This is a genomic window from Paraburkholderia sp. AV2, assembly GCF_054968425.1.
In genome coordinates, this window is the sequence record NZ_JBANLK010000013.1 from 101294 (window position 1) to 116681 (window position 15388).

Consider the following 15388-nt stretch of genomic DNA (forward strand, 5'->3'; position numbering starts at 1 on the left):
CGCTCAATCGGTATGACAAAGGGCGCCACGAGGCGCGAACGGGCGCGTCGCGCGGCGATCCGAAGGTACGATGAAAGCCTGTTCGTCGAGCCGCCAGACGCTGCGCGCTTCGCCTTGCCAGCGCAGGTCGATCGACGGCTCGCCCTGCATTTCACCGATCGCCGCGCAGGCGATGTCGCGTGCCTTGAAACGCGCAATCGCTTCGTCGACATGCTCTTCGCGCACGCTCAGCAGATAGCCGAAACTCGGGAATATCTGCAGCCAGCGCGCAAGCGGCACGTCGGCGGGCTTCGGCACGCATTCGAGATCGATCGCCACGCCCACGCGCGAGCATTCGGCGAGCATCATCGCAGTGCCGACGATGCCCGCCATGCTGATATCCTTCGCCGCCGCGCACAGGCCATCGTCGGCGAGTTGCGATAGCAATGCGAGGTCGCCGCGCAGGCGTTCGGCGGGCGCCTCGGTGGCCGCGTTCCAGTAGGGATAGGGCTCGACGAACGCACCGCGCAAATCGACCGCCATGAGCAGCTTGTCGCCGGCCTTCGCCTCGAAGCTCGACAACAGGCGCTTTGCGCGGCCGAGTATGGCCACCGCGAGCTGCGTGCGATCGCTGCGCGCATTGCTGTGGCCGCCGACCACGGGCACGCCCAGTTGACGCGACGCCGCCGCCATGCCTTCGAGCACCTGTGCCGCGGGCTCGACGCCCTGGCTCCAGATCACGTCGACCACGGCAATGGGACGTCCGCCCATCGCGCAGACGTCGCTCACGTTCACGAGGACCGAGCAATACCCTGCGAACCACGGCATCGCTTCGATCAGATCGCTCACCATCCCTTCGGCAGCGAAGAGCAGATAGCCGTCGCCATCGGGAATCGCGGCGCAATCGTCGCCGGCGGCCATCACCGCCGAGACCTCGTGCCCCGCGTCGAGCGCCGCAAGCATCGGCGCGATATCGGTCTTGTGCGCGACGCCGCGGCTCGCGCGCACCGCCGCGACGATTTCGTCGAGCGTCATGCCGCCCTCCGCTGATCGACGACGAAGCCGACATAAGGTGTCGCGCACGGCGGATAGTGGGCGAGATCGGCCCGCATGACGTGATGCAACCGGCCAAAGGTCATCACTTCGTCGAGCGTGTGCCAGTGCAGACGCTGAAACAGCGGCGCATTCTGCGCCTGCACCTGCGCAAGGAACGTCGAACAGCCGAGCGCATGGGCGCTGCTCACGGCCAGACGGATCAGTGTCGCGCCGATGTGGCGGTGGTGCCGGAATGCCTCGCTGACGGCGAGCCGCGAGCCGTACCACGTCGAAGCCTTCGCCGGGTCGCGATGAATACGCACGGTGCCGACCACGCACGGCTGCGCGCCGCCCGCGCCTTGCACCGCGACGAGCAGTTGCGCATGGCTGTCGATGTCATCGCGGTCGTCGCCTTCGAAAATACCCTGCTCTTCGCAGAACACCGCACGACGAATCGCAAAAGCCGCATCGCGCTCCCAGGGCTCGCTGGCCCAGCGCACGACGATTTCCTCGTCGTTGGCGCGTGGCAAACCGGTCGTGCTCATGCCGCCTCCTTTTCATATGAGGACAACGAAGAACATGCGCCGCACTTCCCGCAGCCCGCCTTGATGTCGGCGGCGCGCAGGCCTGCTTCGCGGACCATCGCACCGAGCGGCGCGAGTATCGCCTGCATGAATTCGGGCGCGGGCGGCGCGAGGTCTTCGAGCGGTGTGCCCGAGATCGGCACGAACGGCACGACGAACGGATAGACGCCGATCGCAAGCAGCCGCTGCGCCATGTCGAGGATCGTCTGCGGCGTATCGCCGAGGCCCGCGAGGATATACGTGCTCACCTGGCCGCGCCCGAACACGCGCACCGCCGCTTCGAACGCCTCCATGTAGCGGCTCACGGGCACCGTTGCCTTGCCCGGCATGATGCGCGCCCGCTCGCTTTCGCCCACCACTTCCAGATGCATGCCGAGCGTATCGATGCCGGCCTCGCGCATGCGCGCGAACCAGCCATCGTCGTCGGGCGGTTCGCACTGGGCCTGGATCGGCAGGTCGACGGCGCGGCGAATCGCACGCGCGCTGTCGCAGAGGATGGCGGCACCGCGGTCGGGCGTGGCCGGCGTGCCCGTGGTGAGCACCATGTGCTTCACCTTGTCCAGCAGGACCGCTGCGCGTGCTACTTCCGCGAGTTGCTCCGGCGTCTTGCGCGCAATCGTGCGTCCCGCCGCGAGCGACTGTCCGATCGCGCAGAACTTGCATGCCTTCTTGCGGCTTTCGTAGCGTATGCAGGTTTGCAGCACCGTCGTCGCGAGAACGTCGGTCCCGTGCAAGGTCGCGATATGCGAATACGGCACGCCATCGAGCGTCTGCAATGCATAGAAGCGCGGCGTTTTCGCAAACGCGATCTGCGCGACGGGAATGGTGCCGCGCTTGAGCGTGCTGACACCCGACCCATCCGGTGTCCCCGCAACAAACGCCGACCGATGCGCGCCGTGCGTGTGGACCGGCACCATCAGCGTGACGCCGTCGATCACCACGGCCTGGTGGTCCGAAGGCCCCGCACCGCCGCGACGCGACAGGCCCGGCAACTGGGGCTCGGCGAGCCGCAAACCGCTCGACTGAAGCTCAGTCAAGAGTTGCAGATTCGATTCCGGCAGGTTGAGGCTGGCATTCATCGTGAGCACTCCAGGTGGGAACGACGGGGGCGTCGTCGAGGGAAAACACGGGCGTGGCCGGCCGCTCGTTGATCGCGAGGCTCAGCAATTCGGGGCGCGCGTAATGGCCGACCGAATCCATCATGCGCTTGCGTTTGGTAATGAGCGCCATGTCGAGGTCGGCGATCACCATGCCCTCGCCTTCGCGCAGCGGCTCGGCGAGATGCTGGCCTTCGGGCGAAACGATCGCGGCGTTGCAGCCGCCGCGCAGCGCCTTCTGCAGCTTCGGATCGCTCGTGACCGAGGCGATCTGCGCCTCGCTGAGCCAGCCCGTTGCATTGACAACGAAGCAGCCCGATTCGAGCGCGTGATGGCGGATCGTCACTTCGATCTGCTCGGCGAAGATGGGGCCCACGAGCGAGCCCGGAAACTGGCTGCAATGGATCTCTTCGTGCTGCGTCATGAGCGCGTAGCGGGCAAGCGGGTTGTAGTGCTCCCAGCATGCGAGCGCGCCCACGCGCCCCGCCGCCGTTTCTACGACCTTCAGGCCGGCCGCGTCGCCTTGCCCCCAGATCATGCGTTCGTGGAACGTCGGCGTGATCTTGCGGCGCTTCAGCTTCATCGCGCCGTCCGCGTCGAAAATCAGTTGCGTGTTGTAAAGGCTGCCGTGATCGCGCTCGTTCACGCCGAGCACGACGACCATGCCGTGCTGGCGCGCGAGCGATGCGATCGTGTCCGTGACGGGACCGGGTATCGCCACCGCTTCTTCGTAGAGCCGCAGATGTTCCGCACCCGATTGCACCGGCGGCAGCACGAACGAGAAGTACGGGTAATACGGCAGGAAGGTTTCGGGAAACACGGCAAGCTGCACGCCTTCGCGCGCGGCGGCGACCATGGCGTCGGCCACGCGCGCAAGCGTCGCCGCGCACGATTCGAGATCCGGTGCGATCTGCACGGCCGCGGCGCGCACGACACGCTTTGTGGAGGAAGTTGACATAGCGATGCCCGCTCCGCTCAGACCGTCCAGGTGTCGATGACGAGCGCGTTCGACTTGCGATGCAGCAGCTTGAGATCGAGCACGTCGAGCGGATTGATCGGCCGCACGCCTTCGATCAGCGACGCCTCGCCGTGACCATAGAGTGCCTGCAGCGCGAAGCGGCACGCGTAGACCTTGCCGCCTTCGGCCATGAACTTCATGAGCTGGTTGTTGAAGTTCAAATGGCCCGGGAACGCTTCGGCGCCGAGCGTGGGAAAGCCGCGCTGCACGCCGAGCATTACGCCAGGACCATAGAGGAGGATCGATGTCTCGAAGCCCTTGCGCTGCAGGCGCGTAGCCTGCAGCATGTTGACGAAACCGATCGACCCTTCGAAGGCGACGGTATGGAACGTGACGAGCGCTTTCTCGCCCGGTTCCGCTTTGACGTCCTCGAACACCTTCTCTTCGTAGTCGACGAGGAAGTCGCCGGTCTTGTGGGCGGGCGTGGTAATGGCGGGCATTGCATGACTCCGTTCATGGATTGAGAACCGTGGCCGACCGGTAGCCGGCACCTCTCTTTTTGCAACGGCCATGCCATCAAGCGGCACAGGTCATGCGATCAAGTTCCAATCAAACTTCCGTGACGGGAATGATCACCCCCAAAATTTCTTGATCGCGGCGCGCGAGCATGGGCTGAGCGCCGGCATACGCCGACAATGCGAGTTGCGTCGCGCCCCTGCATAGGGCAAGCCGCAATCGCTTCGGTGCGCACATGCATCAATACGGATCATTCGGCGCAATCACACACGATCAATTGTTTATTTTCCAGCGGTCGCCCGCACTAGAATGAACTTCATCGCCTTCTGCCCGGTACGCCCATGTCGAACGTCGCCGCCCACTGGCTGAAGCGGCTCGCCGAGAGCGGCAAGCCCGTCTACCAGACCATTCCCGACCTGATCGAAGAGGACGTCGCGAGCGGACGCCTCAGGCCGCACGATCGCCTCCCCGCGCTGCGGGACCTGTCCGAGGCGCTCAAGGTGAACTACACCACGCTCGCGCGCGGCTATGCCGAAGCGCGCAAGCGCGGACTCATCGATTCGCGCGCGGGCAGCGGCTCGTATGTGCGCGGGCGTCCGCCTGCCGTGCCGCTACGTGCGGGCACCGCGCTCGAAATGACGATGAACATGCCGCCCGAGCCGCCGCAGATGCGCGAACGCATTGCGGAGTCGGCCGCGCGGATCGTCGGTGCGGCCGATCCGTGGTCGCTGCTGCGCTATCAGGACTTCGGCGGCACGCAGTTCGAGCGCACGATGGCGAGCCAATGGCTGCGCCACACCGTACCCGACCATCGCGCCGACGCGCTTCTCGTGTGTCCCGGCATTCACAATGCGCTCGTTGCGCTGCTGCTGCGGCTCGTGAAACCGGGCGAGGCGATCTGCGTCGACGCGCTTGCCTATCCGGGGCTGAAGGTCATCGCGAACCAGCTCGGCATGCCGCTAGCGCCGTTGCCGTACGATGACGATGGGCTCAACGCGACCGCGTTCGAAGCGCTCTGCAAGACCCGCAAGCCCGGCGTGCTCTACTGCAACGCAACGCTGCAGAATCCGACCACGCGCACGCTTTCGCTGAACCGGCGCGAGCACATCGCCGATATCGCACTGCGCTACGACGTGCCGATCATCGAAGACGACGCCTACGGCATGCTGAGCGAAAAACCGCCGGTCGCACTGGCCACGCTCGCGCCCGAGCTCACCTACTATGTGACGGGGATGTCGAAGTGCTTCGGCGCGGGGCTGCGCGTGGCCTTCGTGATTGCGCCGGGCACGCGCCACGCGCAGCGGCTGGCCGGCGCCATGCGTGCGACGACGGTCATGGCGAGTCCCTACATGTCGCATCTGGCCGCACGCTGGATCGAAAGCGGGGCCGCTCAGGAGATGCTCGAAGCGATTCGCGCCGAATGTGCGGTCCGCCAGCATATTGCTGCCCAGGTGTTCAGGGGACGCGAATTCGAGGCGTCGGAGGAATGCTTTCATCTGTGGCTCACCGTGCCGGCCAGTACTGGCTGGAGCGCGTCCGAACTCGCGTCGCATCTGCGGAGCAAACAGATCGGCGTGGTCTCGGGCGCGGCATTCAGCACCGACGGCAATCCGCCCAACGCGGTGCGCATCTGCCTCGGCGGCCCTTGCAGTCCGCTCGAAATGGAAGAGTCGTTTCAGCTCGTCGCCGACATGCTCGATCATCCCGACCATCTGCACTCGCCGATGCTCTGAGCGAGCCCCGGCGACGACCGACCGTCCGGCGATCGAACGCCGCGGCAGTCTGAAATCCGGCCGCAGCGCACCCACTTAGATCCGCCACTTCGTTCGCACATTCTTCGCGCCTGCCGCGCCAGCCAAGGCTGCGCGGGCAGGCGCCCGTTTTCTCCCGCCAATGGCATGACAGTTGCAATTTAGAAGGCGAGCCGCGGTTTCTGGCGCGGCGCGTTCGGACAAGTGCGCGCCTCGCGGCTCATGACTACTTCAACCATTGGAGACGAAACCATGGAAGGACTTTCGCAAGTCCAGGTGTTGGGCATCGATGCCGGCGGCACGATGACCGATACGTTCTTCGTGCGTGCCGACGGGCGATTCGTCGTGGGCAAGGCGCAGAGCAATCCCGACGACGAGTCGCTCGCGATCTTCAACTCGTCGCAGGACGCGCTCTCGCATTGGCAGCGGGGCGTCGACGACGTCTATCCCGAACTCGTGACCTGCGTGTATTCGGGCACGGCCATGCTCAACCGCGTCGTGCAGCGCAAGGGGCTCGACGTCGGGCTGCTCGTCAACAAGGGCTTCGAGCACGTGCACTCGATGGGCCGCGCGATTCAGAGCTACCTCGGCTACGCACTGGAAGAGCGGATCCACCTGAACACCCACCGTTACGATGAACCGCTCGTGCCGCTGTCGCGCACCCGAGGCGTCACCGAGCGCACCGACGTGCAGGGCGAAATCGTCATTCCGCTGCGCGAGAACGAAGTCCGGCAGGCAACGCGCGAACTGGCGGCGGCAGGCGCGAAGGCCATCGTGATCTGTTTCCTGCAGTCGCACAAGAACGCAACGAGCGAACGGCAGGCGCGCGACATCGTGCGCGATGAACTGAAGAAGACCGGCATGGACATCCCTGTGTTCGCCTCGGTCGACTACTATCCGCAGCGCAAGGAAAGCCACCGGATGAACACCACGGTGCTCGAAGCCTACGCGGCAGAACCGTCCCGCCAGACACTCAAGAAAGTCAGCGACCGCTTCCGCAAGCACGGGGCGAAGTTCGATCTGCGCGTGATGGCCACGCACGGAGGCACGATTAGCTGGAAAGCGAAGGAACTCGCGCGCACGATCGTTTCGGGGCCGATAGGCGGCGTGATCGGCTCGAAGCTTCTGGGCGAGACGCTCGGCTACGACAACATCGCGTGCTCCGACATCGGCGGCACGTCGTTCGACATGGCGCTCATCACGAAAGGCAACTTCGCGATCGCGTCGGACCCGAACATGGCGCGCCTCGTGCTGTCGCTGCCGCTCGTCACGATGGATTCGGTGGGCGCCGGCGCAGGTAGCTTCGTGCGCCTCGACCCCTATAGCGGCTCCATCAAGCTCGGGCCGGACAGCGCCGGCTATCGCGTGGGCACCTGCTGGCCGGACAGCGGGCTCACCACCGTCTCCGTGTCCGACTGCCACGTGGTGCTGGGCTACCTGAACCCCGACAACTTCCTGGGCGGCCAGATCAAGCTCGACGTGAACCGCGCGCGCGAGCACATCAAGGCGCAGATCGCCGACCCGCTCGGGCTTTCCGTCGAAGACGCGGCCGCCGGCGTGATCGAACTGCTCGACCTCCAGTTGCGCGAGTACCTGCGCTCGAACGTCAGCGCGAAAGGCTACAACCCCACCGAGTTCGTCTGCTTCTCGTATGGCGGCGCGGGGCCGGTCCACACCTATGGCTACACCGAAGGACTCGGCTTCAAGGACGTCGTCGTGCCCGCGTGGGCCGCCGGCTTCTCGGCATTCGGCTGCGCGTGCGCGGATTTCGAGTATCGCTACGACAAGAGCGTCGATCTGGCGCTCCCCCAACTCGCCACTGACGACGAAAAAGCACTTGCCGCACAAACCATCCAGAAAGCGTGGTCGGAGCTCGCCGCCAAGGTGGTCGAGGAATTCCGCATCAACGGCTTCGGCGAACGCGACGTGATCCTGCGCCCGGGTTTCCGCATGCAGTACATGGGACAACTCAACGATCTGGAGATCGAATCGCCGATCACGAGCGCTTCGGAAGCCGAAGACTGGAACCGCATCGTCACGGCATTCGAGGACACCTATGGCCGCGTCTACGCGAGTTCGGCGCGTTCGCCCGAACTCGGCTTCTCGGTGACGGGCGCCATCATGCGCGGCATGGTGATCACGCAAAAGCCCGTGCTTCCGGAAGATCCCGAAGGCGGCCCGACACCGCCGGACACGGCGCGCATCGGCGTTCGCAGGCTCTATCGCCACAAGCAATGGCACGACGCGGTCCTGTGGAGGATGGAGGCGCTCAAGCCCGGCAACGTAATTGCCGGACCGGCGATCATCGAGTCCGACGCGACCACCTTCGTGGTCCCGAAGGGCTTCGCCACCACGCTCGACAAGCACCGCCTCTTCCATCTCAGAGAAGTCAAGTAAGGAGACATGCGATGAACATGATATCCAGCCGCGAAGTCGGCTTTGCCGATCTGCTCAAGAACGGCCAGACCCTGAAGCAGTTCCGCGACGGCATCCTCGCGCGCACCGCGGAAAACGGCCACTACAACGGCCTCGAACGGCTCGACCTGCGAGAGAGCGATCCGATCCGTTACGAGAAGATGTTCTCGAAGCTGCGCGGCGGTCTCGTGCATGCGCGCGAGACCGCAAAAAAGATCGCCGCGAGCCCGATCGTCGAGCAGGAAGGCGAACTGTGCTTCACGCTCTACAACGCCGCGGGCGACTGCGTGCTCACTTCCACCGGCATCATCATCCACGTCGGCACGATGGGCGCGGCGATCAAGTACATGATCGAAAATAACTGGGAAGCCAACCCCGGCATCCATCCCGGCGACATGTTCACCAACAACGACTGCTCGATCGGCAACGTCCATCCTTGCGACATCGCGACGATCGTGCCGATCTTCTCGCAGGGCAAACTCGTGGGCTGGGTGGGCGGCGTCACGCACGTGATCGACACGGGGGCGGTGACGCCGGGCTCGATGTCGACGGGCCAGGTGCAGCGCTTCGGCGACGGCTACATGATCACGTGCCGCAAGACCGGCGTGAACGACACGCCGCTGCGCGACTGGCTGCACGAGAGCCAGCGCTCTGTTCGCACGCCGAAATACTGGATTCTCGACGAGCGCACGCGCATTGCCGGCTGCCACATGATTCGCAACCTGATCGAGGAGGTGATCGAAGAAGAAGGGCTCGACGCCTACGAGAAGTTCGCCTACGAGGTGATCGAGGAAGGACGCCGCGGCCTGCAGACCCGCATCAAGGCGATGACGCTGCCGGGCAAGTATCGCAAGGTCGCCTTCGTGGACGTGCCGTACAACCATCCCGACGTGCAGACCTCCTCTGCATTCGCGAAGCTCGACTCGATCATGCACTCGCCCGTGGAAATGGAGATCCGCAAGGACGGCACGTGGCGGCTCGATTTCGAAGGCGCGAGCCGCTGGGGCTGGCACTCGTACAACGCGCACCAGGTGGCGTTCACGAGCGGCATCTGGGTGATGATGACGCAAACGCTCGTGCCGACCCAGCGGATCAACGACGGTGCGTATTTCGGCACGGAATTCCACCTGCCCAAAGGCGCCTGGATGAATCCGGACGACCGCCGCACAGGGCACGCCTACGCATGGCACTTCCTCGTTTCGGGCTGGAGCGCGCTGTGGCGCGGTCTGTCGCAAGCCTACTTCAGCCGGGGCTATCTCGAGGAAGTCAACTCGGGTAACGCCAATACGTCGAACTGGCTGCAGGGTGGCGGCATCAACCAGGACGGCGACATCCACGCCGTCAACAGCTTCGAGGCATCGTCGTGCGGCACGGGCGCCTGCGCGATCAAGGACGGCCTCAGTCATGCCGCCGCCATCTGGAACCCCGAAGGCGACATGGGCGACATCGAGATCTGGGAGATGGCGGAGCCCCTGCTCTACCTCGGCCGCAACGTCAAGACGAACTCCGGCGGCTACGGCAAGTACCGCGGCGGTTGCGGCTTCGAAACGCTGCGGATGGTCTGGAAAGCACAGGACTGGACCATGTTCTTCATGGGCAACGGCTACATGAACAGCGACTGGGGGCTCATGGGCGGGTATCCGAGCGCGACGGGATACCGGTTCGAAGCGCACCGCACCGGCCTGAAGGAGCGCATCGCGCTGAGCGAAAGCCTGCCGCTCGGCGGCGACGCCAACCCGGATGTCCCCGACTACGAAAATCACCTGAACGCCGGGGCCGTCGTCAAACGCGACCACCAATGCATGACCACGGAGGACTGCTACAGCAACTATGACCTCTACCTCAACTATCTGCGCGGCGGCCCCGGCTTCGGCGATCCGCTCGATCGCGATCCCGACGCCATCGAACAGGACCTGAACAATGCCCTGCTGCTGCCCGAATACGCCCAGAAGGTGTACGGCGCCGTCGCGACAAAGAACGCCAACGGCATCTGGACGGTGGATGCGAAGGCGACCGCGCTGTCGCGCGTCGAGATCCGCAATCAGCGCCTCGCGCGTTCGCAGCCCACGCGGGAATGGATGAAGGGCGAGCGCGAGCGGATTCTGCTCAAGCACGCCGCGCCCCAGGTGCAGCACATGTTCGCGACGAGCTTCGGGCTGTCGACGAAGTTCGAGCAGCAGTTCCGCACGTTCTGGGAACTGCCGGATTCGTGGACGCTCACCGAAGACGAGCTCGACGTGCCCACCTACGGCTCGAAGTTCCGCATGGACCTCTCGAAAATGCCCGACGTCAACACCGTCGTGCTGGTCGAAGAGTAAGTCCGCCGGCATTCGCGCAACCCTCAGGAAATCAAGGAGCAAACGGAATGTCCACCTACACCAGGGAACAAATCCGCAATCTGGTCGACGGCAAGCTCGACTGGGACACGACGCTGCGCATGCTGTCGATGCCCAAGGACGGCGAGCGCTTCCAGATGTACATCGACGCGCTGCAGCAAAAGCTCGGCTGGAAGGAACGCATCGTGCTGCCGCTCGGGCCGCATCTGTACATCGTGCAGCAGCCGGCCACGAAGAAATGGGTCACGCAGTGCGACTGCGGCCACGTGTTCGGCGACTACCGGGAAAACTGGAAGCTGCACGCGAACATCTTCGTGCGCGATACGGAAGAGGCGATGGACGAGGTGTATCCGCGGCTGATGGCGCCCGACACGCAATGGCAGGTGTACCGCGAGTACTACTGTCCCACGTGCGGCACGATGCACGACGTGGAGGCCCCGACGCCGTGGTACCCCGTCGTGCACGACTTCGAGCCCGACATCGACGCGTTCTACTCGGAATGGGTCAAGCTGCCGGTGCCGGAACGGGTCGATTAGTCCGATGTTTGAAGCCGCCGGCGCGCTTCGCCGCCGGCAGCCGACTTTCGTAAAACGCGAAGCGGACCGTTCGAATTCCGGCCGTTCGATTTCCGGACGGCCGGCCTGTTTTCATGCGCGCTTTTCAGCGCTTTTCCAGGTGCTTTCCCTGATATTTCCAGGCCAGCGCTGCGGTGCAAAGCGGCGCGCTCTCTCGCGGGGCCGATTGGCGCGCGCATTGCTTGTCTTCTATCGATTTCGCACCGATGGCGGCATCGGATCGGAGTTACGATAGCCGGAAACGAGACCTGGTCGAGCCAGCCAGGCGAAACCGGACCTAAAAGAGGGGCCGCACCAGCCGGCCTCGCGGTTCACGGCAAGCGCGAGCCGACAGGAGACATGCATGCAACAGACAGGCACGCCTATGGACTGGTTTTCCAGTCCGCAACACGATGCCAGCATCATGGCGGCGTGGGAACATCTGGTGGGCGGCAGCGAATGGCACTCGGCCGAGGTGCGCGGCGGCGTCGACGATTCGTGGCATCGCTGCCTCGTCGGCCGCGTCGATCCGGCCGTGGATCGCGCCCCGCCGCCGGTCGGCGAAGACCAGTTGATGCAATGGCAGACCACGAATACCCAGCTCATCAACGCCAGCCTGCCGCTGATGCAGCAGACCCGCGAACTGCTGGCTCAAACCGGCACGGTCATGCTGCTCGCCGATCCCGACGGGATGGTCCTGAAGCACGAAGGCGACATGCGGATCATCGAGCCCGCACGCGAAGTCGGGCTCGTCCCGGGCTGCAACTGGACCGAGCTCAACTGCGGCACCAACGCGATCGGGACCGCGCTCGCACTGGAACAACCCGTGCAGATTCACGGTGCCGAGCACTTCTGCGCCGGCATCAAACGCTGGACCTGTTCGGCAACGGTCATCCGCGATCCGCTGGACGGCCACGTGCTCGGCGTGATCGACGTGTCGGGTCTTGCGGATACGTACAACCGTTACAGCCTCGCGCTGACCGTGTCGCTGGCCGGGCGCATCGAGAGCCGCCTCGCCAGGGATGCCATGCAGCGCCGTCTGCGCATGCTGGACCGCTGCGCCTCTCGCCTCGGCGCCAATGTATCGGATGGAGTCCTTATCGTCGACGAGCGGGGACGCCTCGTCAAGGCGAACTCGCAGGTCGTGCCCGCGCTGCGGCGCCTCGGGTTCGACGTACAGCTCGACGCCGGCTTCGTGCTGCCCGGACTGGATGCCATGGCGGGCACCGCAGCGTCGGCGGCCGCGCCGGCCTGGCTGCGCCACGTCCACGTCGAAGCGCTGCGCGAAGACAACGTCGTACTGGGCTTCATGATCGTGATACCGGGCACCGCGACGGCTCGCGGCGCAACCCCGCTGACCCGCGAGCGGGACCGGCAACCTGGCGCGCCTCGCGCGTTTGGGCGCATCGTCGGAGACAGCCGCGTCCTGCGCACGGCCGTCGACAAGGCACGCCAGCTCGCTCCTTCGAAAGTGCCGGTGCTGCTGCTGGGCGAGACCGGCGTGGGCAAGGAACTCTTCGCGCAGGGCATCCACCAGGCCAGCGAACGGACAGATGGACCGTTCGTAGCACTAAACTGCGGTGGACTGTCGAGAGATCTCCTCGCAAGCGAGCTATTCGGTTATGCCGAGGGTGCGTTTACCGGAGCTCGCAAATCGGGAGCGGCCGGCAAGATCGAAGCGGCGAACGGAGGCACCCTGTTTCTCGACGAAATCGGCGAAATGCCGCTCGATATTCAACCTCATCTGCTTCGCGTTCTGGAAGAAAACGAAATTTACCGGCTTGGCGAGAATACGCCGCGCAAGGTGAATTTTCGGCTGGTCGCGGCGACGCATCGCGATCTCAAGGCGGCCATTGCGATGGGCGCGTTTCGCATGGACCTGTTCTATCGCATTGCCGTGACGACCGTGTCGATTCCGAGTCTGCGCGAACGCAGCGAGGACCTCCCGTCCCTCATCGCCTACTGGCTGGCGCATATCAGCGAGGCATATGGCTTGCCGCGCCGATCGTTCGACGACGAAGCGTATGCCTGCCTGCTGAATTATGCGTGGCCCGGTAATGTGCGAGAGCTGCGTAACGCCATCGAAGGCTCCCTTCTGCTTGCCGATGGCCCTGAGATTACCGCGGACAAACTGCCCGCCGAAGTCCGGGACCCCGGCGAGGTCTCCGTGTGTGCCGTACCGTCCATAGCGGGAGCTACGCAGCAGCACAAAGAGGAATCGCTCAGAACGACCGAAGCCGAAACCATTCGTCGCGCCCTGGCCCGCCATGCGGGAAATCTCACGCGGACCGCGAATCAATTGGGCATTGCGAAGAGTACGCTCTACGAAAAGATCCGGCGATACGATCTCCTCGTGGCCGTGGATAACGTGCGCCGGCGCGGGAGTGCAGGAAGTTGACGGCAATGGGCGCTTCGGGTCCGTTAGCGGACCGTCGTCCATATCACCGAATGGAACGAGTTCATCGCGAACGGCAGAGGTTCCGCGCGGCCGGTGTAGAGGAACTCGATTGGCTTCCGGAAAATTATCTGGACTACTGTAATGAGGTTGAACAGGCCCACTAACGGCTGCAGGCACGCCTCCCAGATGCGACAGCAGACGCACTGGGGACTCTCAGCTCTCCGCTTCGCTGGTCTGCTCCAGCATCCGCATCGCGGCCTTTTCCGCATTGGAGACATGCAGGCTCGCCGCTTCGCGCGCGGCGTCGCTATCGCGCGCCTTGAGCGCTTTATACAGCCTGTCGATTTCGCGCAGGCTAGTGGGCAGACGGTCGGGATGCATCAGCGACGTGGCACGTAACAGGTTCACGCGCGAATAGAGGCTCGTCAGGATTTCCTTGACCAGCGAATTGCCGCAGTTGTCGAGCAGCACGTCGTACAGTTGGGTCTTGGCCTGCAGCACGCCGGTCTGGCTCTGGGCCGTGGCTTCCGCACGCAGCTTCTTCGCCGCCCGGCCGAACTGCTCGATTGCGGCGGCGCTCGCAACGCGCGCGAATTCCTGTGCCGCAAAGCCCTCCAGCAGACCGCGCAGCGCATACAGTTCATGCGCTTCGTCCACTGACATGATGGCGACCACCGGCCCCCTGTGCGGCACGTTGCGCACGAGCTTTTCCGCTTCGAGCCGCCGCAGCGCTTCGCGCACCGACGTGCGGCTCACACCCAGTGTTTCACACAGTTCACGTTCGACGAGCCGCGCGCCCGGCGCATAGCGGCCGTTCATGATGGCTTGCCGCAGCACGTTCTCCACCCGATGGCGCAGCGTTTCCGGCCGTACGAGACCCAGATCTTCAAGCATTATTGTATTCCCGTCAGACAATAACTCACGCCCAATGATACAAGAAAGCGTCCGCGCTGACGACCGGAACACGGGTAGCGCGCGTCAAAGTGTCGTCGTCGAGCCCGTCATCCGTCGTGGCGCCGCGCAAGCGCCGCTTCGACGATCGGCGCCGCTTCAATCGCGCCGTGAATGCCGATCGTGCTGACGATCTCCAGCACCTCCATCAGCTCCTGTGCGGTTGCGCCGTAACGCAGCGCGTTGCGGAAATGCAGCTTGAGGCCCGGCACGTACAGATGCGTGGCGGCCGCATCGAACGCGCAGTACATCATCTCCTTCACCTTCGGCTCCAGCACCCCTTTGCGCCACGGCACCGACGAAAACTCGACGTACCCGTCGAAAAGCTCCGGGTCCAGCTCAAGCAGCCCCTCCCACGACGCATGCCAGTAGCCGCGGTTCTCGATGAACTGCTGCTTCGAGGCCTCGCGCCGCGCATCGAGCGGCGCAGCCTGCGAACGGTACCCTTCTTCCTGCAGCACCTCCAGCAGCACGGGCACGCCGACGTTCGACGCGTGAATGCCGATCGTACTCGCCAGTTCGAGCACCTCGACGAGTTCCTCGCGCGTAGCGCCATGCACGAGCGCGGCCTCGACGTGCTGGCGAATGCCGGGTAGATAGAGATGCGTCGCCGCGGTGCATGCGGTCAGCGCGACGAACGCCTGCACTTTCGGCGCTAGATGCCGCTGCCGCACCGCCACGCTGGAAAAGCGCAGATAGCCATCGACGAACTCCGCGTCGAGCCGCAACAGACTTTCCCAGCGCGCATCCCACGTGCGATGCGTGCGGATGAACGCGTCCTTCACCTGCTGTTGCCGTTGCGTCAGGCTCATCG

Annotated in this window: 13 protein-coding genes; 6 read left to right on the forward strand and 7 right to left on the reverse strand. The window is 64.6% G+C overall.

Going from position 1 to position 15388, the window contains the following annotated elements; all coding sequences use genetic code 11:
• Window positions 1–3: 3 nt before the first annotated feature.
• Genes V8683_RS12300 through V8683_RS12320 form a run of 5 tightly spaced genes read right to left on the reverse strand, consistent with a single transcriptional unit; the run spans window position 4 to window position 4153 of the window.
• Window positions 4–1014, reverse strand: a complete 1011-nt coding sequence (locus V8683_RS12300) for a sll0787 family AIR synthase-like protein (RefSeq protein WP_411191270.1) — start codon at window positions 1012–1014, stop codon at window positions 4–6.
• The gene (locus V8683_RS12305; protein ID WP_411191271.1) at window positions 1011–1559 is read right to left on the reverse strand and encodes an MSMEG_0567/Sll0786 family nitrogen starvation N-acetyltransferase; all 549 of its coding nucleotides are present in this window, start codon (window positions 1557–1559) and stop codon (window positions 1011–1013) included. Before V8683_RS12305 ends, V8683_RS12300 begins: the two co-directional genes overlap by 4 nt.
• A complete protein-coding gene (locus tag V8683_RS12310; RefSeq protein WP_411191272.1) occupies window positions 1556–2677 on the reverse strand; it encodes an MSMEG_0568 family radical SAM protein in 1122 nt (373 codons plus the stop codon). Before V8683_RS12310 ends, V8683_RS12305 begins: the two co-directional genes overlap by 4 nt.
• Complete coding sequence (locus V8683_RS12315) at window positions 2628–3653, reverse strand: Nit6803 family nitrilase (protein WP_411191273.1); 1026 nt, start codon at window positions 3651–3653, stop codon at window positions 2628–2630. The genes V8683_RS12310 and V8683_RS12315 overlap by 50 nt, the downstream gene beginning before the upstream one ends.
• A 17-nt stretch (window positions 3654–3670) precedes the next feature.
• On the reverse strand, window positions 3671–4153 hold the full coding sequence (locus tag V8683_RS12320) for an MSMEG_0572/Sll0783 family nitrogen starvation response protein (RefSeq protein ID WP_322013731.1): 483 nt from the start codon (window positions 4151–4153) through the stop codon (window positions 3671–3673).
• Between the two features lie 357 nt (window positions 4154–4510).
• On the opposite strand from V8683_RS12320, the gene V8683_RS12325 reads away from it, so the two are divergent.
• From V8683_RS12325 to V8683_RS12350, 6 genes are all read left to right on the forward strand, one after another.
• Window positions 4511–5902, forward strand: a complete 1392-nt coding sequence (locus V8683_RS12325; RefSeq protein ID WP_411191274.1) for an aminotransferase-like domain-containing protein — start codon at window positions 4511–4513, stop codon at window positions 5900–5902.
• 270 nt (window positions 5903–6172) lie between these two features.
• Window positions 6173–8317, forward strand: a complete 2145-nt coding sequence (locus V8683_RS12330; protein WP_411191275.1) for a hydantoinase/oxoprolinase family protein — start codon at window positions 6173–6175, stop codon at window positions 8315–8317.
• 11 nt (window positions 8318–8328) lie between these two features.
• The gene (locus V8683_RS12335) at window positions 8329–10653 is read left to right on the forward strand and encodes a hydantoinase B/oxoprolinase family protein (protein WP_411191276.1); all 2325 of its coding nucleotides are present in this window, start codon (window positions 8329–8331) and stop codon (window positions 10651–10653) included.
• A gap of 47 nt (window positions 10654–10700) precedes the next feature.
• Complete coding sequence (locus V8683_RS12340) at window positions 10701–11207, forward strand: acetone carboxylase subunit gamma (RefSeq protein WP_411191277.1); 507 nt, start codon at window positions 10701–10703, stop codon at window positions 11205–11207.
• 4 nt (window positions 11208–11211) lie between these two features.
• Complete coding sequence (locus tag V8683_RS12345; protein ID WP_411191278.1) at window positions 11212–11481, forward strand: hypothetical protein; 270 nt, start codon at window positions 11212–11214, stop codon at window positions 11479–11481.
• Between the two features lie 108 nt (window positions 11482–11589).
• On the forward strand, window positions 11590–13623 hold the full coding sequence (locus V8683_RS12350; RefSeq protein WP_411191279.1) for a sigma-54-dependent Fis family transcriptional regulator: 2034 nt from the start codon (window positions 11590–11592) through the stop codon (window positions 13621–13623).
• Window positions 13624–13836: 213 nt separating this feature from the next.
• On the opposite strand, the gene V8683_RS12355 is transcribed toward V8683_RS12350, so the two are convergent.
• Complete coding sequence (locus V8683_RS12355) at window positions 13837–14517, reverse strand: GntR family transcriptional regulator (protein WP_411191280.1); 681 nt, start codon at window positions 14515–14517, stop codon at window positions 13837–13839.
• A 107-nt stretch (window positions 14518–14624) separates the two neighbouring features.
• On the reverse strand, window positions 14625–15386 hold the full coding sequence (locus V8683_RS12360) for a carboxymuconolactone decarboxylase family protein (RefSeq protein ID WP_411191281.1): 762 nt from the start codon (window positions 15384–15386) through the stop codon (window positions 14625–14627).
• Window positions 15387–15388: the final 2 nt, after the last annotated feature.